The 21,925-nt window shown below is 57.6% G+C and carries 23 protein-coding genes; 21 read left to right on the forward strand and 2 right to left on the reverse strand.

Features of this window, described 5'->3' with window-relative positions; all coding sequences use genetic code 11:
* Nucleotides 1-361: 361 nt before the first annotated feature.
* Together Q0778_RS10300 and Q0778_RS10305 are read left to right on the forward strand one after the other, a co-directional pair.
* Nucleotides 362-1,261, forward strand: coding sequence for a hypothetical protein (locus Q0778_RS10300; RefSeq protein ID WP_298306126.1), 900 nt, complete (start codon nucleotides 362-364; stop codon nucleotides 1,259-1,261).
* 85 nt (nucleotides 1,262-1,346) lie between these two features.
* Nucleotides 1,347-2,672, forward strand: coding sequence for a homoserine dehydrogenase (locus tag Q0778_RS10305; RefSeq protein ID WP_298335848.1), 1,326 nt, complete (start codon nucleotides 1,347-1,349; stop codon nucleotides 2,670-2,672).
* Here Q0778_RS10305 and Q0778_RS10310 read toward each other — a convergent pair.
* Nucleotides 2,632-3,120 carry a hypothetical protein gene (locus Q0778_RS10310; protein WP_298335850.1) on the reverse strand — a complete coding sequence of 163 codons (489 nt, stop codon included), beginning with the start codon at nucleotides 3,118-3,120 and terminating at the stop codon, nucleotides 2,632-2,634. The two genes, Q0778_RS10305 and Q0778_RS10310, sit on opposite strands and share 41 nt — an antisense overlap.
* Nucleotides 3,121-3,160: 40 nt before the next feature.
* Nucleotides 3,161-3,793 carry a hypothetical protein gene (locus tag Q0778_RS10315; protein ID WP_298335852.1) on the reverse strand — a complete coding sequence of 211 codons (633 nt, stop codon included), beginning with the start codon at nucleotides 3,791-3,793 and terminating at the stop codon, nucleotides 3,161-3,163.
* 94 nt (nucleotides 3,794-3,887) lie between these two features.
* Here Q0778_RS10315 and glpX point away from each other — a divergent pair, with 94 nt between their 5' ends.
* From glpX to Q0778_RS10410, 19 genes are all read left to right on the forward strand, one after another.
* On the forward strand, nucleotides 3,888-4,964 hold the full coding sequence (gene glpX / locus Q0778_RS10320; RefSeq protein ID WP_298335854.1) for a class II fructose-bisphosphatase: 1,077 nt from the start codon (nucleotides 3,888-3,890) through the stop codon (nucleotides 4,962-4,964).
* A gap of 3 nt (nucleotides 4,965-4,967) precedes the next feature.
* Nucleotides 4,968-5,489 carry a hypothetical protein gene (locus Q0778_RS10325; protein WP_298335856.1) on the forward strand — a complete coding sequence of 174 codons (522 nt, stop codon included), beginning with the start codon at nucleotides 4,968-4,970 and terminating at the stop codon, nucleotides 5,487-5,489.
* Between the two features lie 88 nt (nucleotides 5,490-5,577).
* Nucleotides 5,578-6,411: a hypothetical protein gene (locus Q0778_RS10330; RefSeq protein ID WP_298335857.1), complete on the forward strand. Its 834-nt coding sequence runs from the start codon at nucleotides 5,578-5,580 to the stop codon at nucleotides 6,409-6,411.
* 90 nt (nucleotides 6,412-6,501) lie between these two features.
* Nucleotides 6,502-7,167 (forward strand): hypothetical protein, encoded by a 666-nt coding sequence (locus Q0778_RS10335; protein ID WP_298335859.1) that lies wholly within the window; start codon nucleotides 6,502-6,504, stop codon nucleotides 7,165-7,167.
* A 140-nt stretch (nucleotides 7,168-7,307) separates the two neighbouring features.
* Nucleotides 7,308-8,243: a ribose-phosphate pyrophosphokinase gene (locus tag Q0778_RS10340; protein ID WP_298306096.1), complete on the forward strand. Its 936-nt coding sequence runs from the start codon at nucleotides 7,308-7,310 to the stop codon at nucleotides 8,241-8,243.
* 120 nt (nucleotides 8,244-8,363) lie between these two features.
* Nucleotides 8,364-8,759 (forward strand): ribose-phosphate pyrophosphokinase, encoded by a 396-nt coding sequence (locus Q0778_RS10345; RefSeq protein WP_298306092.1) that lies wholly within the window; start codon nucleotides 8,364-8,366, stop codon nucleotides 8,757-8,759.
* 81 nt (nucleotides 8,760-8,840) lie between these two features.
* Complete coding sequence (locus Q0778_RS10350) at nucleotides 8,841-9,671, forward strand: inositol monophosphatase family protein (RefSeq protein WP_298335861.1); 831 nt, start codon at nucleotides 8,841-8,843, stop codon at nucleotides 9,669-9,671.
* A gap of 19 nt (nucleotides 9,672-9,690) precedes the next feature.
* Nucleotides 9,691-10,470: a hypothetical protein gene (locus tag Q0778_RS10355; RefSeq protein ID WP_298335863.1), complete on the forward strand. Its 780-nt coding sequence runs from the start codon at nucleotides 9,691-9,693 to the stop codon at nucleotides 10,468-10,470.
* Nucleotides 10,463-10,912 (forward strand): gamma-glutamylcyclotransferase family protein, encoded by a 450-nt coding sequence (locus Q0778_RS10360; RefSeq protein WP_298306082.1) that lies wholly within the window; start codon nucleotides 10,463-10,465, stop codon nucleotides 10,910-10,912. Before Q0778_RS10355 ends, Q0778_RS10360 begins: the two co-directional genes overlap by 8 nt.
* Before the next feature lie 293 nt (nucleotides 10,913-11,205).
* Nucleotides 11,206-11,409 carry a 50S ribosomal protein L35 gene (rpmI, locus tag Q0778_RS10365; protein WP_298306078.1) on the forward strand — a complete coding sequence of 68 codons (204 nt, stop codon included), beginning with the start codon at nucleotides 11,206-11,208 and terminating at the stop codon, nucleotides 11,407-11,409.
* A 23-nt stretch (nucleotides 11,410-11,432) separates the two neighbouring features.
* Complete coding sequence (gene rplT / locus Q0778_RS10370; protein ID WP_298306075.1) at nucleotides 11,433-11,792, forward strand: 50S ribosomal protein L20; 360 nt, start codon at nucleotides 11,433-11,435, stop codon at nucleotides 11,790-11,792.
* Nucleotides 11,793-11,954: 162 nt separating this feature from the next.
* Entirely contained in the window at nucleotides 11,955-12,899 is a 945-nt protein-coding gene (locus Q0778_RS10375; protein ID WP_298335865.1) for an AraC family transcriptional regulator, read from the forward strand.
* Between the two features lie 457 nt (nucleotides 12,900-13,356).
* The gene (gene pheS / locus Q0778_RS10380) at nucleotides 13,357-14,505 is read left to right on the forward strand and encodes a phenylalanine--tRNA ligase subunit alpha (protein ID WP_298335867.1); all 1,149 of its coding nucleotides are present in this window, start codon (nucleotides 13,357-13,359) and stop codon (nucleotides 14,503-14,505) included.
* Nucleotides 14,502-16,880 (forward strand): phenylalanine--tRNA ligase subunit beta, encoded by a 2,379-nt coding sequence (pheT, locus tag Q0778_RS10385; protein ID WP_298335869.1) that lies wholly within the window; start codon nucleotides 14,502-14,504, stop codon nucleotides 16,878-16,880. The genes pheS and pheT overlap by 4 nt, the downstream gene beginning before the upstream one ends.
* 20 nt (nucleotides 16,881-16,900) lie before the next feature.
* Nucleotides 16,901-18,421 (forward strand): peptide chain release factor 3, encoded by a 1,521-nt coding sequence (locus Q0778_RS10390; protein WP_298306059.1) that lies wholly within the window; start codon nucleotides 16,901-16,903, stop codon nucleotides 18,419-18,421.
* Nucleotides 18,422-18,457: 36 nt separating this feature from the next.
* Nucleotides 18,458-19,327, forward strand: a complete 870-nt coding sequence (locus Q0778_RS10395; protein WP_298335871.1) for an alpha/beta hydrolase — start codon at nucleotides 18,458-18,460, stop codon at nucleotides 19,325-19,327.
* Nucleotides 19,328-19,345: 18 nt separating this feature from the next.
* Nucleotides 19,346-19,918 (forward strand): pyridoxamine 5'-phosphate oxidase family protein, encoded by a 573-nt coding sequence (locus Q0778_RS10400; RefSeq protein ID WP_298335873.1) that lies wholly within the window; start codon nucleotides 19,346-19,348, stop codon nucleotides 19,916-19,918.
* 221 nt (nucleotides 19,919-20,139) lie between these two features.
* Nucleotides 20,140-20,478, forward strand: coding sequence for a P-II family nitrogen regulator (locus Q0778_RS10405; RefSeq protein WP_298306045.1), 339 nt, complete (start codon nucleotides 20,140-20,142; stop codon nucleotides 20,476-20,478).
* Between the two features lie 18 nt (nucleotides 20,479-20,496).
* The gene (locus Q0778_RS10410; protein WP_298306037.1) at nucleotides 20,497-21,819 is read left to right on the forward strand and encodes an ammonium transporter; all 1,323 of its coding nucleotides are present in this window, start codon (nucleotides 20,497-20,499) and stop codon (nucleotides 21,817-21,819) included.
* The last annotated feature ends 106 nt before the right edge of the window (nucleotides 21,820-21,925 follow it).

Raw genomic sequence — 21,925 nt, forward strand, 5'->3', positions numbered from 1 at the left:
TCAAGCAGCGACGATTCGCACCTTTAATAGGCACCTGTCGTGCTCAATTTGTCCCGGGTAGTGACTCCCAGAAACTTGAACTTCCGATTGGTCAGATATTTAACCACGACACCCGTCAACCCGTTAGGCGCTCGTCTAAAAATTCATCCCAATCGACCGCACGCAAATGATCCATTCCAGATTAAAAACGCAGCGGTGCTTTTCGTGCTGACTTTGTCCCCAACCTCAACACGAGTTTCCCGCTTTAACGGTCAACACTTAGGCAATCAAACGCTTTATCCATTCAGCGGCGATTCATTGCGATGGACTTGCAATAGAATACGCACGATTATGTTGTGCGCTCGCAAATTAGGATTCGAAGATGAAGACAGGCGTTCACAGAAATTTAACCAATCGATTCAGAGGCCTAATTGCTGCCGCTATTGGGGGTTTAACGCTGCTGATCGGCAGCTCGCCCGCGCTATCGCAAGGCCCTGTCCCGGAATTGGGCACTGCTGCTGATCGGGCAACTTACGTCGATCTTGTCGATCTCGCGGAGCGAAGCGACATGGTTATCCGTGCAGAGATTCGCCGCCAAGTCACAGTCGAGCCCGAGCGTGCGCCGGGGCTCGAGCCCGGATTTGCCCGGCTTTACATAGAGGCGCGCACTCTGGCGCTTATTGCCGGATCTTCGGCTGTCGGCGAATCACTGGTCTTTCTGGTCGACGTGCCGCTCAATGAGAAGGGCAAGCCGGACAAGTATAAGAAGCGCCAAGTGCTACTGTTTGCGGATCAGGTTCCCGGACGGCGCGGTTCGATCCGTCTGACGGGTAAGCAGGCCATGCTCGACTACACGCCAGAGTTTGAGGTGCGCCTGCGTCCAATACTTACAGACCTGGCGAGCGCCGATGTTCCTCCTCTTGTTACGGGAATTGGGGATGCGCTTGCGGTGCAGGGCACGCTTGCAGGCGAATCGGAAACGCAGATATTTGTTCGAACTGAAGATCGTTCGCCGGTGTCGATTACCGTGTTGAGGCGTCCAGGACAGCCCGCCGCCTGGGGTGTTTCCTGGGGTGAGATTATCGATTCGGCCGCGAGTGCGCCTTCGCCGGGCACTTTGCGTTGGTATCGCCTTGCCTGCTCGCTCCCCGAACGTCTGCCATCGAGCGCCAATCTTGCACGCGACCCGCAAGCTCGGCGCTTGGCGGAGGCGGATTACCGCTTTGTCATCGAGAAACTTGGTCCATGCACGCGGGAAATTACTGAGGCAGATGAGGTATAAGCGCCCATTCCCTGCTTGACGTGAGGATGCGGGGTCTTAAGCGGAGCGCTTCTTTCCGCAATCCTGCAACCGGAGCGCTCCTCTCTTGAGTACCAACTCGTCGACAACCGCACCCCTTCGCATCGGTATTGCCGGCCTTGGCACTGTGGGCGTTGGGGTCATCCGCCTGCTTGAGACCAATCACGGTTTGATTGCCGCTCGCGCAGGCCGCGCGATTGAAGTCACAGCCGTGAGCGCGCGCGAGCGCGGCAAGGACCGCGGTGTCGATATCAGCGGCTTCGCCTGGGAAGACGATATGACCGCTCTCGCATCACGCGAGGATGTGGACGTTGTGGTGGAGCTTGTCGGAGGTTCCGATGGTCCGGCTCTTACTCTGTCGCGCGCCGCATTCGGCGGAGGCAAGGGTCTTGTCACTGCCAACAAAGCGATGATTGCGCACCATGGGCTAGAGCTCGCTAAGGCGGCTGAAGCAGGCAATCTTTCTCTCAAATTCGAAGCTGCGGTTGCGGGCGGCATTCCGGTGGTCAAAGGTCTTCGCGAAGGCACCAGCGCCAATGAGCTAACGAAGGTTTATGGCATCCTCAACGGCACCTGCAATTACATCCTCACAACTATGGAGGCGACAGGAGCCGACTTTGGAGAGACCCTGAGTGAGGCGCAGACATTGGGTTATGCCGAGGCCGATCCGACCTTCGATATCGAAGGGGTTGATGCCGCTCATAAGCTCGCAATCCTCGCCACGATCGGCTTTGGTGTAGAGCTCGATTTTGCCAGCGTAAACACCACCGGCATTGTGGCGGTGCGCGCGGCAGATATTGCTCAGGCAGATGCCCTGGGCTTTGTGATCCGCCTGATCGCGGAGGCAGATATTCAAAACGATCCCGATGGGCCCAAATTGCTCCAGCGTGTGCGGCCCTGCCTGGTGGCAAAGGATCACCCGCTTGCCCCCGTCGATGGCCCGACCAATGCTGTTGTCGCTGAAGGGAATTTTTCAGGCCGCCTGCTGTTCCAGGGCGCGGGTGCTGGTGACGGCCCGACAGCAAGTGCCGTCGTCGCAGACCTGATCGACATTGCCCGCGGTGAAGTGGGTGCACCTTTCTCAATGCCAGTCGCGCAGCTTGCAGCCCTTGGCCCTGCCGAGCCCGGCGGCCGGACGGAGCGCACCTATTTGCGCTTCACCGTCAACGATCGCCCCGGCGTGCTGGCGGAAATCACCGCTGCCATGCGCGATGCCGATGTCTCGATCGAGAGCTTGATCCAACAAGGACGCGCTGGTGAAGATAGCGAAGTTCTGGTTGCGATGGTCACCCATGAGGGACCTGAGGCCAATGTAGGCCGTGCCATGAAATTGCTCGAAGGCTCTGACAGCCTCACTGGCGACCCGTTGGTGCTGCCCATCTTGCCAAGTTAGGCATTGCCTCAGGGGCGATATCTATCGCTGGCAGACCTTCAGCAACGCGATCAGCGTCTGATCCCTCCGGCGACTCGGGCAATGCTTCAATGTCGATGATGCGCAATGGGGGCGGCGGGCCACCGAATTCGGCCGTGAAGGTGATTCCGACCATTGCAGGCGTTGGGTCTGAATAAAGCTCAGGGGCTGTAATGCCCTCGCTCCGTTCGGCGTAGCGCCGCTGAAAACCTTGCTGGTCCCAAAGCCCATCTGTAGTTTTGCCCAGGGATCGGCACACCACAATCTCACCGGTAATTCGAGCGGCGTCTGCCTCGTCGGCGCAGCGTTCGTGTGCAAGCGTATCAGGCTCTTGCGCCTCATCCCGATCCAGAATGTCTATTATCAACCGCCCTTCGTCAGACTCCTTCGCTATGGCTGGAACTTGGGCGGCGGCGAGGGACCCAACCACCGTTAGGCCAAAGAAAGCTCGTGAGCTGCCTTGCAACACCCTATTGACCTGGAAGGTCTGGTGCATCCAGGCCCGCGGCGCGTCGCCGCCGCTGGATTTCTTCAGGGCTCAAATTTTCGTCCCGGCCAAGCGGCGGGAGCCCCCGTGCAATCCGATCTGCATCGGAGCCTTCGGGTGCTTCGGGCAGGGCCTCAACATCGATCAGCAGCGCCGCTTCGGGAGGACAAGGCGGGATAAGACAAAGCCCGCCAACGGTGGCCGGCCCCCGAAAAATCCCTTCACCCGCCACATCAACGGGCTGCTCGCCTTGGGTGCGCTGAGCCAGCCTGCGCTCATAGTCTTCTTTGTTCCACGACCCGTCGGTCCCCTCGCCAAGCTGACGGCACACCACAATTTCATTGGCAATACGCCCTGCATCCGCCTCTTCTTCACAGTCTTGTTCGAGCAGTTGGTCTGATTCGCTTTTCGGCACGGTAATCATCAAATCGAGCACGCGGCGACGCGGCGGTGGTGTTGTGGAAGCCGGCGGTGTATTTCCCTCAGTCTCAACACTTTCCGCCGCAACACCATTGTCATCCTGCGCCGCCAAAGGTGTGGCTAGAGCGGCAAGACATAAACCCAGGCCAATCGTGCTTGAGCGATGCCAAAAACCGACTTCTGGTGAGTTATGCATAGGAATGCTCGACAAGCCTCTATCCTCATGGCTAAGCGCTCGGGAAGCAAAAAGGCCCCACACCCTTCTTGGGCGCATAAGGACTGAATTCCTGATGAACACTCCGAATGACAACGCTGCTCTTGGCACAGATATATTGGCCGCAAAAGAGGGAGCCAACAATCCCGGGGACGAAAACGCGATTGACCGCGTGCTTGTGCTTGAGATGGTGCGCGTGACCGAAGCGGCTGCAGTTGCTGCTGCGCAATTGATCGGACGCGGGGATGAGAAAGCGGCGGATGCAGCAGCCGTTGAAGCCATGCGTCGCGCGTTCGACACGCTCTACATGGATGGAACCGTGGTAATCGGGGAGGGTGAGCGCGACGAAGCGCCTATGCTTTATATCGGGGAGAAAGTTGGTGGCGCGCCGGGCACCCCTGACAAAAAGGGCGGCCCCAAGATCGACATCGCATTGGACCCGCTCGAAGGAACCACCATCACTGCAAAAGCAGGCCCCAATGCGCTCGCCGTTTTAGCAGCGTCTGAAGAGGGCGGACTTCTCAACGCGCCTGACGTTTACATGGACAAGCTTGCCGTGGGTCCGGGCCTTCCAGCCGATGTGATCGACCTTGCCAAAACACCTACGCAGAACGTCGAGGCTGTCGCAGCAGCCAAGGGCGTAAAGCCATCAGAGATCAATGTCTGCGTCCTCGACCGCCCGCGCCATGCTGACCTTATTGCGGAGCTGCGCGCGATTGGATGCGGGGTGCACCTTATTGGCGATGGCGATGTGGCGGGCGTGATCGCGGTGACCGATCAGGACACCACCATCGACATCTATATGGGCCAAGGCGGCGCGCCCGAAGGTGTGCTGGCAGCCGCCGCGCTGCGCTGCGTCGGGGGCCAGTTCAACGGACGGCTGGTGTTCCGCAATGACGATGAAAAGGCGCGCGCCAAGAAATGGGGCATCACCGACCTCAATAAGATCTACAAGCTGGAAGAGCTTGCGAAATCGGACTGCATCTTTGCTGCGACCGGCGTGACCGACGGCTCACTTCTCGAAGGTGTGAAGAAGCGCAAGAAATCAACCGGCGCGACCATTATGACCACAGACAGCGTGGTCATGCGCGCAAGCTCTGGCACGGTCCGCTGGATCAGAGGCGAGCACAGGATAGCGCCGCATCGGGGGTGATTCGTGACCGAAGACTTCGAAGCAATGCTCACCGGCGGCCACCCGAATTCACTCGGCCGCACGATCGAGGTGGTCGAGACGGTCTTCGCCAGTCCAGAACGCTTCGACGAACTCTACCTTTGCTACCGCAGTCAAGACGAAGTCGTACGCCTTCGTGTCTCCAACGCCATGCGCCGGGTAGAGGCCGAGCGGCACGACTTGCTAGTGCCCTATATCGATCGGTTCATCGAAGAGATCGGCGTTCTCGATCAACCTTCGGCGCAATGGACGCTTGCCAAACTGTTTGAAGCTCTGCGGCCCGATATGACACCCGCGCAAGAAGCCGGCGCATTGGCCATCATGCGGCGAAATCTTGCCGAGCATGATGACTGGATCGCGCTGAACAACACGATGGAGGCACTGTCCAATTGGTCGAAGAATGACGCGGACCTTCGCGCATGGCTGGTCCCGCATCTGGAGCGCCTTGCCAATGACAGCCGCAAATCGGTCTCCGGTCGCGCCAGGAAGCTGATCGCGAAGATATAGACGTGCGCCTTCGAGGCGGTGCACATGGTCTCTAAAGGGTTGGCAGGGCGGACAGAACCGGGCATTTCTCGACCGGAGGAGAGCCCCTATGCCTTTGTTTTCCAGCCTCATGGTTCTGGCTGCGAGCACCACGCTTGAGCCGCCGAGCCCGCCAGAAAGCCTGCCTGAAACCTTGGGCGAAGGCACTGTCTCGCTTCCCGATCGCTACGAATATTGCTCCAGCTTCACGCGCGACCGAAGCACGCTCTACATCGGGATTGAGCATGGGAACTGGCAGTCGATTGAGGCCTATGATTGGAATGGCAAGGGCTGGACCAATCGCCGCCACATCGTCGGCAGCCCCGATTTCAACGCGCATGACCCCTATCTCTCGGCTGACGAACAAAGGCTCTATTTCATCACAGCAAATCGGGGCAGCGCAGACATAGCATACCTTCCGCGCCAAGAGGATGGATCTTGGGGGGAACCCAAATATCTGGGCGATGAAGTCAATGGCGAGGCCAATGACTATTATTCCTCATTCACCGCAGGAGGAGATCTCTACTTCTCCTCCAATCGAGCGGGCGAAAACTACGATATCTATGTCGCCCGCGCCGGAGAGGCCCCTCAACGCCTCAACTCCCCGGTCAACACAGAAGCTTATGAGGGCGACCCCTATATCGACCCCGATGGTCGATACCTCATCTTCGCCTCGACCCGCAGGCGAGGGCTTGGGCGCGGTGACCTTTATCTGAGCTTGCCCAATGGGGAAGGTGGCTGGTCCATGCCCATCGCCTTTGACGAGCGCGTCAACACAAGCGGTCATGAGCTGTGCCCATTGGTGTCGCTCGATGGGAGCGCGTTCATGTTCACCAGCGATCAGGAAATCCGTTGGGTCTCGACCGCGCTCATCGAGGAAATGATTGCTGAGCATTCGCAGTAGTTCGTCCAACTGCTCAGCGCGCGTTCATGACAGAGCTCCAATGACTACAAGCTCGACCTGACATTGGCTCAACTGGACCGAAGAATGATCGTGGCCCGCCCCATCCTCGCATTGCTGCTTCTTGTGCAGGCGAGCGCAACCGGCGCAGAGGCTGCCGAAATGCTTCCCGAGCTGCCAATTGAGGAGCAATTGGCCCAGTTGGTTGAGCACGACGCGCCGCTCCTGTCAGCTGTCGAGGGCTCTCCAGACTGCGAGATTGGATGCATCCTCCCGAGCGAAGCGGCAAAGCTCGCCTTCGATGCTGGCGAGGGTGAGGCCAGAGCAGGGAGATTCCTTCTCGACATCAATGGTGGTGGGCAAAGTATCAGCGGATCGCTCGAGCAGCTGTTCTTCGTGAGCTCGCGCCAGGACTACGCCCGTTTCGGCACTCTCACCATCGCGATTGCGCCCGACGCGCTTTTCAACCTTCTTCGCCGGGCTCGTGTGTGTAAAGCGCGTGATTTCACTCCTGGTCGGATCAACGTGAAGGGGTGTAGGCAGGACGCGAATTTCGACCTCAATATGTTCACCATGATCCAGCGGCTTGGCGGTAGGCGAATTGCGGTCGATGGCGAGGCCAAGCTGCAATGGATCGATGCTCGCACTGGGCTCCCGCGACCTGAGGCCAACAAACGCGGAGAGCATGAGGCGGGATATTATCAAGTCTGGGTACGAGTTGATGACGCGGATCAGGTGATCTTCGTATACGATGAGTAATCTGCACGAAAATTCGTGTCCAAGAATGGCGTTTTCGCCGCACTTCACACGCGATTGACGACAAGCCTTCATCCGCATGTTGCAATTCAATGACGCTGCATTAGGCGGGTCAAAAGCACAAGATACGGGGATTCGCATACATGAAGATCATGTCCGGCAATTCGAACCTGCCGCTCGCCCGGGCCATCGCGGCCTATCTCGAAATCCCTTTGACCGATGCGAGCGTGCGCCGCTTTGCCGACGAAGAGATCTTTGTCGAGATTCATGAGAATGTGCGCGGGCAGGATATGTTTCTGGTCCAGCCGACCGGCTATCCGGCGAACGACAACCTTATGGAACTGCTCATCTGTATCGATGCGCTGCGCCGTGCGTCGGCTAAGCGGATCACGGCGGTCGTCCCGTACTTCGGCTATGCACGTCAGGACCGGAAGCCGGGTCCCCGCACCCCGATTTCGGCCAAGCTGGTCGCCAACCTCATCACCGAGGCGGGTGCAGACCGCGTGCTTGCAGTGGATTTGCACGCAGGACAGATTCAGGGATTCTTCGATATCCCGACCGACAACCTGTATGCTGCGCCCGTTATGGCTGCGGATATTCAGGCGCGATACGGCGACCGAAATCTGATGGTCGTCTCGCCCGATGTTGGCGGCGTGGTGCGCGCAAGGGCTCTTGCCAAGCGCCTCGACAATGCGCCTCTCGCCATTGTCGACAAACGCCGTGATCGTCCTGGAGAATCCGAGGTCATGAACATCATCGGTGATGTCTCTGGCCGGCACTGCATCCTGATTGATGATATTGTCGATTCAGGCGGCACGCTTTGCAACGCTGCCGAGGCGCTGCTGGAGAACGGTGCCAAATCAGTCGCTGCCTACATCACCCACGGAGTGCTCTCAGGCGGGGCAGTGGCGCGTATCGATGGCTCGAAGCTCAAGGAGCTGGTTATCTCCGATTCAATCCAGCTGACTGAAGCTGCGGAGGCCTGCGCCAAGATCCGCGCGCTGCCTATCGCCCCGTTAGTGGGTGAAGCGATCCGCCGGATTGCTGATGAAAGCTCGGTGTCGAGTCTGTTTGATTGAGGCTTTGTTTTGCGTATCCGCATCCGCGGGTGCGTCCTCGCTAGACGGCAGGCAAGCTGCCCGCGCTGCGGGCGGGCGGTCGCCCTTGCGGCTTGAAAAGCCGTTTGGCACTGTGGAGGTATGTTCGATCCAGCCGAAGTCCGGGACATCCTCATTGGTGCAGCGCGCGCTGGAAATGCGCTCACCTATTCTCAAATGCTCAAAATGCTCGGCTACCGCTTCACGCGGCCCAAGATGCGTGCGCTTTGCACAGTGCTAGACAAGTTGGACGAGGACGGACGGGCTTCGGGGGAGCCGGGTCTCGCTGTCTTAGTTGTACGCCAATCAGACGGCTTGCCGGGGCAGGGCTGGTTTGTAAGCCGCTCGCATCTTAACGGGGATCTGCCCGGAGAGTGGCCGCTCGATTGGGAAAGCGCAGAGGCAAAGGCCTATGTGGCGCTGCATCAAGAGCAGGCTTTCGATTATTGGCAGGAGTCTTCGTTTCCGCACCCGCATCCGCGGGCACGTCCTCGCTAAATGTCCTTCGCTGCACTGCGGACCCGCTGCGGGCGGGCACTTGCCCTTGCGGTCTTGGAGACCGTTTCGTAACGCGGTTCCATGACCCCAGCCGATCTAGATTTCGCCAACCGCCTTGCTGATGCAGCGGGTTCCGTAATCCGCCCGCTTTTCCGAGGGGATTGGGAGGCGGAGACCAAAGAGGACTCCTCTGCCGTGACCGAGGCCGATCGCGGCGCAGAGGCGGTCATGCGCAAGATGATCGAAGAAGAGCGCCCCGGCGATGGCATCATTGGCGAGGAATATGGTCGTACGAATGAGGGGGCAGGGCGCCAGTGGGTGCTCGACCCCATTGATGGAACTGCGAGTTTTGTCGCAGGACGTCCGATCTTTGGCACTTTGATCGCATTGATGCAGGACGGCTGGCCTGTACTTGGCATTATCGATCAACCGATCCAGCGCGAACGCTGGGCAGGCCGCGTGGGTGAGGGCACGACCCTCAACGGGAAAGAAGTCAAAACGAGGCCCTGTCGCGCGGTTGAAGGCATGAGCATGGCGACCACCAGCCCCCATTGCTTTAGCGCGGATGAGGCAGATGCCTGGCTAAACGTGGTCACCAACGCTTATCCTAAAATGCCGTGGCCACTCTATGGCGGAGATTGCTACAATTATGGCCTCGTTGCGAGCGGTCATATCGATTGCGTTATGGAAACCGGACTCAAGCTCCACGACTACGCGGCGCTGGTTCCGGTGGTTGAGGGCGCTGGCGGCATGATGTCCGATTGGCAAGGCAACCCGCTAGATGCCGATAGCGACGGGACGGTGATTGCCCTTGGCGATCCGGCCAGGCTTGAAGATGTGCTGGCGGCGATGGGATCGTCGGAGATGCCAACGAATGTGAAGCTGTCGCCTGATACTTTCAAGATACCTTGAGCGAGAGGGTTTGCTGAACATGGCCCGCATTGCCTCCCTTATCGCCTTTGTCTTTTTGGCGCTCACCCTGTCGAGCGGCGCGAGCGCCCAAACCCCTACCCCCCGATATGACTTCGTTTTTGAAGCGGATCTTGATCACCTGAACTGCCAATCTGAGGTCGATCCGGCTTGTGTCGAGGTGATGAGCGACAGTCTCGACAGCGTTGGGCTGCGGCTGGATGCGATTGGAGGGCTTGCCTACCAATTGGACTATTATGGCGGGAGCCAAATTCGCCTCATCCTGATCGATAACAATGCACCGCAAATTGCTCGCGATGTGTTTGGCATCACCGGTGATGTGTCGCTCCGATTGGTCGAAAAAGAGATATCCGATGTTGTGCCCTACGAAGGTGAGCTCGAAGGCACCGAAGTCCTTCGCATGGCGGATGAAATGCGTGCCTTTCTGGTGCGAAAAGATGGCGGTGTGACCGCGAAGCATATTGCCCAAGCGAAGCGTTCAGTTGATGAGACGAATGGCGAGGTCTCTTTGGTGATGCAATTCGATGATGAGGGCCGCGCGAGGCTTGCACGCATGTCCCGCGACAATGTGGGCAAGGCCATCGCGATTGTGGTGGACGGCGCAGTTGTTTCAGCGCCGATCATTCACGAAACGATCGTAGATGGAAATGCGCAGCTGAACCTCGGTTTCGGCGCGGATGAAACACTTCGCTTGGCAATCGTGCTGAGCACTATGCTGCCCTTGGAATTCACGCTTGTAGACGAACGGCGCGTTTCGCCTGAGGGTGCTCCGAATGAATAGTGCAGCTGGCTTGGGACAACCCACCCACCTCTTCTTCTACGGCGTCCTTCAAGAAGGGCTCGGCCCAGACGGCGGCGATTGGCCGTTCTTGAAAGGTCTCGGCATGGGTGCACCGGCCACCACGCAAGGGGCGCTTTATGCTATTCCGACAGAGCACGGCTGGCATCCGGCGTTAATCCTGACACAGGCGCGCTATTCTATCGTCGTTCACGGTGCGATCCATGAAGCCAGCCACGTGGACATCGCAGCGGTCGATGAGTTCGAGGGTGCGAGCTACACCCGTGAGGTCGTGCCGATCGATGGGTGGGATGGGTACGGGGACACTCAAGCGGACGCCTACATCTGGACTGACGATCTACCCGAAGGCGCAGAGCTTATTGCAGGCGGCAACTTTGCCGAGTGGCTGGAGGCGACAGGGCGTAAAGCCTATTCGGTTGGATAGGGGCGAGCGCGTTTTCCTACTCGGGTGTTCTGCATTAAATCTGCACGCATGAACCACTCAAAGAGCCTTCATCTACCCCTCAATTCTTGGCCGCATTCCCAAGGAAGAGTTTTTTGCTCTTGGACAGTGTCTCAAGTGTCTCAAACTTTTTCCTTCCGCACCGCTTTCGAATCGCTTGCACTTTGCAGCATTTTCTTTATGTGCCGCCGCTTCCGACACGTATTTGAGCGTTCGGCCTGGCGACATAGGGCTGCCAGGGCTGAGCCAATGTGTCTCTCAGTAAGGAGATGAAAATGCCCAAGCTTAAGACCAAAAGCGGTGTGAAGAAGCGCTTCAAAATCACCGCAACTGGCAAGGTTAAGCATGGTGTTGCTGGTAAGCGCCACCGCCTGATCAGCCACAATGCAAAGTATATCCGTCAAAACCGCGGCACATCGGTTGCCTGTGACGCTGACACCAAAACGATCAAAAAATGGGCCCCATACGGGCTCGATTGATCGAATAGTCAGGAGATAGAGATATGCCACGCATTAAACGCGGCGTTACTACGCGCCAGAAACACAAGCGTCTTCTTGACCAGGCCAAGGGTTACCGCGGCCGCCGCAAGAACACGATCCGTATTGCTCGCCAAGCCGTTGAGAAGGCTGGCCAATACGCCTACCGCGACCGCAAGGTTAAGAAGCGCAACTTCCGCGCGCTGTGGATCCAGCGCATCAACGCAGCAGTGCGCGCTGAAGGTCTGACCTACTCACAATTTATGCACGGCGTGAAACTTGCCGGGATCGAGCTTGACCGCAAAGTCATGGCCGATCTTGCCATGAACGAAGAAGCGGCGTTCAAAACGATCATCGCTCAGGCGAAAGACGCTCTGCCTGCATAAGGTGAGCGTGCATTTTCAGCCAAGCGGCTGAAGGCGCTAGCAAAAAGACAAAGGGGCCCAACGCTTGTAACAGCGTTGCGGCCCTTTGCTTATTTCGGTGGCAAATTGTATAAGTCCGACGCTAATCTTGTAGTTTTCCGACATTTGGGCCAAGGAGCGCGAATGGGTAGGGAGCAACATCTAGGCAATGCTGCAAAGGTCTTGGCAGAGGCTCTAGCGAAATCGCGGCACTCGATCCGTTCGGAATTTCATGCTCCCGACAGACAATTTGAAGGCTGCTTCACCACCTATTACCAGTTGGAGTTGGATGTAGCAGGTGACGGGGTGGTCGAGGATTTCCTCCAACCCGAATGGGCTAATCTGCGGTTCTTTGGTGGCTCTCGCCCGGCCTGCGAGCTCGAAGACTACAGCCTTTCGGATACTCGCTTTGTCGTGAGCGGGCCGAGTTCCAGAGCCTGCCAATTCAGTGTTGGCAGCTGCCGTATGTGGGGCATCGGCCTCCTGCCCTTGGGCTGGGCTCGCCTCATTGACCAAGATGCATACGACTACAGCAACACTCTAATCGATGGAGCGCGCCATCAGGCTTTTGCCAAGTTCGACCAGCTATCCGATCTTTTGTGCAACCCAGATGCAGCGCAAGATGAGCAATTGGAGGCGATCAACCGGACGATGGAAAAGCTGATGCGGCCGAACCGGGACGAAGACAAGATCGTTCGGGTGCATCATGAGCTGGTGAATGGGGATCATCTGGCGGTTGGCACGATGGCCGATGCTTGCGCTATGAGCATCCGCACGCTTGAGCGGGTTTGCCGCCGCTATTTCGGATTTACGCCAAAGCGCCTGATGCGCCGTCAGCGGTTTACGCGAAGCCTCACGACCTACATGCTACATCGCGGCGCGCTTTGGACTGAGGCGATGGACGAGGAGTACCATGATCAAGCTCAGTTCACCCGTGAATTCACCGAGTTCATGACGATGACACCGAGCAAATACGCCAGACTTGAGCACCCCTTTTTGGCTTCGTTCATTGAGGCACGTGCGAGGATTTGGGGAAGCGCGGCACAAGCACTGGATCAGCCGCTTCAAGGCGATCCAGCTGCCGATTAGAGGCAACCGCTAGGGCATCTTGCCGCGCGCTGGGGCCATAGTGACCGAGTTTATTGGCCATGTCGCAATAAGAAAGAGCCAACTTGAGTGACTATCCAACCGAACCTTCGGTATTTCACACAAGCTTTTGCTGCGGCGGCGGCCTTCCTTACAGAACCTCTTCCAATCAGTGCTTGATCGTTCGCTCAAATGGCTGAGCGCCTTTGGCTAGCTGAACCACAGGAAAGCCTACTTTATATGTGACTCCAGATGTTTAACTGGCAAAGGCCCAGGTGAATGCGCCAAGTTGGACGAGCCGATCCTTATGGCTTTGGCGAAGGCACGCATGGCGATTGCAGGGGAGGCGGTGCAAGCTCTCTATGATCCGAATGCTGTGTAATCACGCCAGATTGTGAAACGCGCTTTGCATGTGGGCGCGATTCTCGCTAGCGGACCGGCCAATTGGAAAGCGGATTTAATGACCGATTTGATTGATCAGAAGCAGGCGGCCCTTGCCGCCATTGATGCGAGCACCAGCATTGACGCGCTCGAAGAGCAGCGCGTGGCAGCGCTTGGCAAAAAGGGCTGGGTGAGCTTGGCGCTCAAGACGCTCGGCCAAATGAGCCCTGAAGAGCGCAAAGAAGCGGCGCCTGCTATTCAGGCCGTGCGCGGTGAGGTTGCCGGCGCAATCGATGCGAAAAAAGCTGAGCTTGAAGCTGCCGCTCTTGAAGCGCAGCTTGCCAGTGAAACTATTGATCTGACGCTTCCCGCGCCTGATCAACCCAAGGGATCGATCCATCCCGTCAGCCAAGTGATGGACGAACTGGCGGAGATTTTTGCAGACCTTGGTTTTTCTGTCGCCACTGGGCCAGAGATCGAGGACGATTGGCATAATTTCACCGCGCTCAACATGGATGAAAGCCACCCAGCGCGCGCGATGCACGACACCTTCTACTTCCCTGATAAGGCGGCGGATGGGGCGGCCTCAAGTAGCGAAGCGGTAGGCCAACAAAAACGCATGCTCCTGCGCACGCACACATCTCCAGTGCAGATCCGATCGATGAAGGATGAAGGCGCGCCCGTCCGCTTGATCGCTCCGGGCCGTGTTTATCGCTCTGACAGCGACGCGACGCATACGCCGATGTTCCACCAGGTCGAAGGCCTGGTGGTCGATGAGGATATCCACCTTGGCCACCTGAAATGGACGTTGGAGACCTTCTTCAAAGCCTTCTTTGAACGCGAGGACATCGTGCTGCGCCTTCGCCCATCCTACTTTCCCTTCACTGAGCCATCGGTCGAAGTGGACGTGGGTTACTCCAACGAAGGTGCCGGGAAAGAAGGGGGGCGCCGGGTTGTTGGCGGTCACGGCGATGCGCCGGGCCACGATTGGATGGAGCTGGGCGGCTCCGGCATGGTCAATCGCCGCGTGCTCGAATTCGCTGGCATTGACGCTGACAAGTACCAAGGGTTCGCCTTTGGTCTCGGCATCGACCGGATTGCCATGCTCAAATATGGGATGAACGATCTGCGCGCCTTCTTCGACGGCGATCCGCGCTGGCTTAATCACTATGGCTTCTCGCCATACGATCAGCCGACGCTTTCTGCAGGTGTAGGAGTGCGCCCATGAAGTTCTCACTCACATGGCTGAAAGATCACCTCCAAACCGAGGCAAGTCTCCAAGAGATCACCGATGCGCTGAACGCTATTGGCCTCGAGGTCGAAGGTGTTGAAGACCCGTCTGAGCTGCTCGCAGGCTTCCGCGTTGCGCATGTCCTCACCGCTGAAAAGCACCCGGATGCCGACAAGCTTCAAGTGCTTAGCGTCGACACAGGCGAAGGCGATCCGGTACAGGTTGTCTGCGGCGCTCCCAACGCGCGCGCTGGCATGAAGGGGGTTCTGGGTCTTCCCGGCGCCGTGGTTCCATCCAACGGTATGGAGCTTCGCAAGGCAGCCATACGCGGGGTCGAGAGCACCGGCATGATGTGTTCCGCGCGCGAGCTGGACCTTGGTGAAGATCACGACGGCATTATCGAATTGCCAGAGGATGCCAGCGTCGGTCACAGCTTTGCCGACTATCAAGGCTCATCGCCGATTATTGATGTTGCGATCACGCCCAACCGCCCCGATTGCATGGGTGTTTACGGCATTGCACGCGACTTGGCGGCGGCTGGATTGGGCACTTTGAAACCAATCGCGGTGCCGACATTCGAAGCGTCGGGCGCGTGCCCGATCCAGATCAGCACTGATGATGCTGAGGGCTGTCCTGCCTTCTATGGCCGCGTTATCAAAGGCGTTAAAAACGGCCCATCGCCTGATTGGATGCAGCAGCGATTGAAGTCGGCTGGTCAAAAACCGATTTCGCTTTTGGTCGACCTCACCAACTATCTGATGCTTGCCTTTGGCCGTCCAAGCCATGTCTACGACCTTGCCAAGCTTCAAGGTTCGATCACCGCTCGCCGCGCAAAGGCGGGCGAAGAACTGGCGGCTCTCAATGAGAAGACTTACAACCTCGATGAGACCATGACCGCGATTGCCGATGAGGCAAAGGTCCTTGGGATCGGCGGCATCATGGGCGGCGCGGAGACGGGCGTCTCGGATGAAACCACCGATGTGCTGCTCGAAATCGCCTATTTTGACCCCGCTGCCACCGGCATCACAGGCCGCAAGCTTGGCCTTGCAACCGATGCACGCACGCGGTTCGAGCGCGGCGTTGATCCTGAATTCCTCGGCCAAGGCCTCGATCTCCTGACGGGCCTCATCACCGAGCTTGCTGGCGGCACGCCGAGCGAAGTGGTGCAGGCGGGCTCTCCCCCAAGCGAGGCAAAAGTCGTGGCCTTCGACACTGGCCTGACCAAGCGGCTCGGCGGCGTGGACGTATCGGATGAGGAGCAGCGCGCTATCCTCACGAAGCTCGGCTTCGAAGTGGCCAGCGATTGGCAAGTCACATGCCCGCTTCGCCGCAATGATATCGAAGGTCCAGCCGACCTCGTCGAAGAGGTCGTGCGCATTCACGGCCTTGATAAAGTCGAAAGTGTACCTTTGCCGCGCCTTGATGGCGTTGCTCGCCCCACGGCCACTCCCATGCAGAAAATGGAGCGTAAGCTTCGCCGGGCTGCTGCAGGCGCTGGCCTCAACGAAGCGATCACTTGGTCGTTTATCAGCGAGGAAGAGGCGGCTCTTGTTGGCGGCGGCGAGTGGTCGCTCGACAACCCGATCAGCGAAGACATGAAGGTCATGCGTCCTTCGCTTTTGCCGGGGCTTTTGTCTTCCGCACAGCGCAGCTTCGACCGCGGTCTTTCGAGCGTGCGCCTGTTTGAACTTGGCCGCCGCTATTTGAAAGACGGTGAGCATCCCTCGCTTGTCGCAGTGCTTGCAGGTGATAAGACGCCGCGCGGCTGGGCCAATGGCAAGGCGCAGAGCTTTGATGCGTATGATGCGAAGGCCATGTGTCTGACCCTGCTAGAGGCTGCTGGCGCGCCGGTTGGAAAGCTTCAAGTGATGGGCGACGCTGGTGATCTCTATCACCCAGGGCAGTCCGCCACTTTGCGCCTTGGTCCAAAGAACCAGCTGGCAAGCTTTGGTATGATCCACCCAACTCTGCTCAAGCAATTTGGGATTGACGTGCCAGTGGCAGCGCTCGGCATTCACCTTGATGCGATCCCTGCGAAGAAAACCGGTAAGGGCGCGGTGAGTTTTGCCCGCCCAAGCTTCACCCCGCCTGCACTCCAAGCGGTAACACGCGATTTTGCGTTTCTGGTGCCTGCCGATCTGGCGGCGGAGGAATTGCTCAAATCGGTGCGCGGGTCAGACAAGGTGAACATCACCGCCGCGCGCGTCTTTGACGTGTTCACCGGCGAGGGGGTCCCCGAGGGGCAAAAATCGATCGCGATCGAAGTGACGCTTCAGCCCCAAGAGAAGAGCTTTAAGGACAAAGACCTCAAAGCGATTGCCGATACCGTTGTGGCGGCTGCGGCCAAATTGGGGGCAGAGCTTCGGGGTTAAACCGTAAGCGCTGAGATCCTATGTCAAACCGCCGCACCTTCGCGATCATCTCGCACCCTGACGCTGGTAAAACCACGCTTACCGAAAAGCTCCTCCTGCAAGGCGGTGCGATCCACTTGGCGGGCGAGGTTAAGGCACGCGGGGACCAGCGCCGCGCTCGCTCGGACTGGATGAAGATCGAGCAGCAGCGCGGGATTTCGGTCACATCCTCGGTCATGACCTTTGAACGAGAAGGCGTGACCTTCAACCTGCTTGATACGCCGGGACACGAGGATTTCTCGGAAGACACCTACCGCACGCTGACTGCGGTGGATTCTGCCGTGATGGTGATTGATGCGGCAAAGGGTATCGAGCCGCAGACGCGCAAGCTCTTCGAGGTTTGCCGATTGCGGAATGTTCCGATCATCACCTTCGTCAACAAAGTGGACCGCGAGGGTCGCGATCCGTTTGAGACCCTGGACGAAGTGGCCGATATGCTTGCACTCGATGTCAGCCCACAAGGTTGGCCGATCGGCATGGGCGGGCAATTCGAGGGCATCCTTGATTTTGCCACTGGCGAAGTAAGCCGCCCGGAAGGCCCGTCCAAGGAATTCCTCGGCAAGCGTGACAGTGATCCGGCTATTCCCGATGAGTTTGCCGAAGAGGCGGAACTCGCACAGGTCGGCTACCCCGAATTTGATCTTGAAGCCTATCGCAGCGGCGATTTGACGCCGGTCTACTTTGGATCAGCGCTGAAGAACTTCGGTGTCACCGAATTGATCGAAGCGATTGCGCGCATTGCGCCTCCGCCTAGGGCTCAGCCGGCGGGCGGTGAGCAGATTGAACCTGATCACGATGAAGTCACCGGCTTTATCTTCAAGGTTCAGGCAAACATGGACCCCAATCACCGCGACCGCATTGCCTTTATGCGGCAGGTGTCGGGTACGTTTAAGCGCGGCATGAAGCTCACGCCGTCTGGTCTGGGCAAACCGATTGCGATCCACTCACCCATCCTGTTCTTTGCGCAGGACCGAGAGATTGCAGATACGGCAAAAGCGGGCGATATCATCGGTATTCCCAATCACGGAACTTTACGGGTCGGTGATACGCTGTCCGAAAAGAACCAGCTGCGTTTCACGGGCCTGCCCAACTTTGCGCCGGAAATTCTGCGCCGTGTTCAGTTGAAAGATCCTACGAAAACCAAACAGCTTCGAAAAGCGCTCGACGATCTTTCCGAAGAAGGCGTCATTCAGGTCTTTTATCCTGAGATCGGCGCTCAGCACATTGTGGGCGTTGTCGGACAGCTCCAATTGGACGTGCTCATCTCGCGCCTTTCGGCAGAGTATAAGGTTGAAGCAGCGCTTGAAGCCTCGCCCTTTGCCACCGCTCGCTGGCTCAAAGGTGATGCAAAGGCTCTGAACGAGTTCGAAGGGTTCAATCGTGCGAACCTTGCGCGAGACCGCGATGGGGACCTTGTGTTTATGGCAAAGTCTCCCTGGGACGTGAACTATCAGGTTGAGAAGAATCCTGAACTGACCTTCTCGGCAACGAAAGAAAGGTAGCTTGCGGCCTAGCCCTCTTCGCGGCATTGGGAGCGCATGACCCACTCAGGCCCAACTTCACAAAGCTTCATTTCGCAGCGCCTCAAATTGAATTACGTCGATTGGGGCAATCACGATGCGCCGCCATTGGTGTTGGTGCATGGTGGACGTGACCACGCGCGCAGCTGGGACTGGACGGCCGAGGAGTTGGCTAAAGACTACCATGTCGTTGCCATGGATCACCGCGGTCACGGTGACAGCGATTGGGTGTCCGACGGAAACTACAACTCGAACGACATGGTCTATGACCTTGCGCAATTGGTGCATCAGCTTGGTCGAGGACCAGTCGCAATCGTATCTCATTCGATGGGCGGCAATGTCGCGCTTCGCTACACGGGCATGTTTCCGGACATGGTGACCAAGCTTGTTGCGATCGAAGGACTGGGTCCATCGCCAGAATGGAAGGCAGAACAGCGCAAGACACCTTACCCGGAACGGATGCGTGGGTGGATCGAGAAGAAACGCAAAGCTGCTGGTCGAACTCCGCGAAAGTACGAGAGCATCGAAGCTGCTTTCGCCCGAATGATCGAAGAAAACTCCTATCTTACTGAGGCGCAAGCACGCCATCTCACCATTCACGGTGTCAATCGCAATGAAGATGGCACTTACAGTTGGAAGTTTGATCCGCACCTCAACGTCTGGGGTGTAGAGGACGTAGCCGATGAATTCATGGAAGCGATCTGGGGCGCGATTTCTTGTCCGACGCTTCTACTCTATGGTGAGAAGAGCTGGGCCTCTAACCCTGAAAAGGACGGGCGCCTAGAACATTTCAATACCGCCAGTGTGATCGAGTTTGAAAACGCGGGCCACTGGCTCCATCACGATCAATTCGATAGGTTTATGTACGTCCTTCGCGATTTTCTCTAACGATTCAGAGGTTTCATCATGGCTGAGTTTTTCGATGCATTGAGTGAGAAGCACACAGCCATGATTGAGGCGCAGGCCGTGTTCTTCGTCGCAACCGCTGCAAGCGATGGTCGGGTGAATTTGAGCCCCAAGGGCTACGATGCGTTTCGGGTGCTGTCGCCAACCCGGGTTGCTTACCTAGACCTTGGCGGCTCTGGCAATGAAACGCACGCCCATGTGATGGCCGATCAGCCCGACAAAGGGCGCATCACCATCATGTTCTGTAATTTTCAGCGACCGGCTCTCATACTGCGCATTTATGGCAAGGGCCGCCCTATCCTTCCCCAGGATGAAGAATGGGAGGCTCTGGCAGCCAACTTCGATCTTTTACCCGGTACGAGGCAAGTCTTCGTGATTGATGTCGAGAGTGTGCAGACATCTTGCGGATGGGGTGTCCCATTTATGAGCCTCGAAGGCGAACGCGAGACGCTCCAGAAAGCACATCGCCAGTCGGATCCAGCTGAGTGGGAAGCGAAGATGGCTGGCCGGATTTCAAGTATTGATGGCCTACCCGTGCGACCGACAGATCGATATATTGCGGGTGATTCCTGAACGCAGCTAGATTATTGCCCAGAGCGGGTCATCTTGATGTAGATCAACTCTTGATGCCCAATATGTGACCAAATGATTAAATTTTAGACATACGTTATTGTGCAAGTGCGAAGGAATCGTTGGATTCCGCTGCGTAACCTTTCCTATGCGAATGTGGCACGCTCCTTGCTGCTCCAGTGGTGAGCCGGATTGGCCGGCTGGAACCTAAGAAGGGGGCAAGGATGAAGTTCATCATCGCCATCATAAAACCATTCAAGCTCGATGAGGTGCGCGAAGCTCTCGGTGCCATCGGGGTCGCCGGAATGACCGTTTCAGAGGTCAAGGGTTTTGGCCGGCAAAAAGGCCAGACCGAGATTTATCGCGGAGCCGAATACTCCACCAACATGCTGCCGAAAGTGAAGCTCGAAATCGCCGTGAGCGATGAGGTCACTGAGCAAGTGGTCGAGACAATCCAGCAAACCGCCAACACCGAGGCCATCGGCGATGGCAAGATTTTTGTACTCGATCTCGCTTCAGCCACGCGCATCCGCACCGGCGAAGCTGGCGAAACCGCACTTTAAGTTTTGGAGACAAGACTGATGAAAAAATCCCTTTCCAAATTGGCTGCGATGGCAACCGGAGCAGTGCTTTTGGCACAGCCAGCCCTCGCAGCTCCAGCAGCCGTGCCAAACCCAGGCAACAACGCCTGGATGATGACGGCCACAATCCTTGTGCTCTTGATGATTATCCCTGGACTGACGCTGTTCTACGGTGGTCTTACCCGTTCAAAGAACATGCTTTCGACGATGACTCAGATCGGTGCGACCGCCTCGCTTGCGATGATCATTTGGGTGATGTGGGGCTATTCGCTCGCTTTCGGCGACACCACCTATGAAGGCACTTTGGGCCTTTTCATCAGTGGTGGAAGCTACTTCCTGGCTGGCACAGATATGAGCAGCACGGCAGCGACCTTCACTGATGAAGTGATTAGCAAATACGTCTTCATCAGCTTCCAAATGACCTTCGCTGCCATCACGGCCGCCCTCATTCTTGGCGCGACCGCAGAGCGTATGAAGTTCAGCGCGGTAATGATGTTCGTGCCGATCTGGCTCACCATTGTTTACTTCCCGATTGCACACATGGTTTGGGCAGGCGGCGGTCTTCTGTTTGAAGCAGGTGCGCTCGATTTTGCTGGTGGGACTGTGGTTCACATCAACGCCGGTATCTCAGGCCTCGTCCTGGCCTACCTTCTGGGCAAGCGCCGTGGATACCCGCAAGAGCCAATGCCTCCTCACAGCCTAACGCTGACCATGGTCGGTACTGGCCTTCTTTGGGTGGGTTGGTTCGGCTTTAACGCGGGCTCTGCTCTTGAAGCTGATGGTTCTGCTGGTCTTGCCATGATCAACACCTTTGTTGCTACCGCCGCTGGCGCGCTTACATGGATGGTGATCGAGCGCCTGGCCGGCCATAAAGGTTCAGCGCTTGGCTTTTGTTCAGGCGTGATTGCTGGCCTTGTCGCTGTGACACCAGCTGCCGGTAACTCGGGTCCATTTGGCGCTATCTTGCTCGGTATTGTCTCGTCGGCAGTCTGCTACTTCGCTGTTGCCAAGCTCAAAACCAAGTTCGGTTATGACGACAGCCTTGATGCATTCGGCATTCACGGCGTTGGCGGTATTGTCGGCGCGATTGGCACAGGCATCGTCTACCAGCCGTTCATTGGTGGCCCTGGCGATGGTTCAACAGCGCTGCTCACCCAGCTCTGGATCCAAACCGAAGGCGTTCTGGTGACGCTGGCTTGGGCGGGCATCGGCACACTGATCGCTGGCTACATTGTTAAGCTCACAATCGGACTTCGTGTTGACGAAGAAACCGAAGTGGATGGTCTCGACATCGCTGAACATGGCGAGCGGGCATACAATTGATCACCCAGTTTGGCGGGGGAAGAGTCTCTAATTCTCCCTCTCTTTCCCCGCCAACCGACGTTCCTCCTGCGAACGAACAGACTAGTGAAGGCCGGAGTGCAAATCG

It is taken from the genome of uncultured Erythrobacter sp. (genome assembly GCF_947502395.1).
GTDB lineage: Bacteria > Pseudomonadota > Alphaproteobacteria > Sphingomonadales > Sphingomonadaceae > Erythrobacter.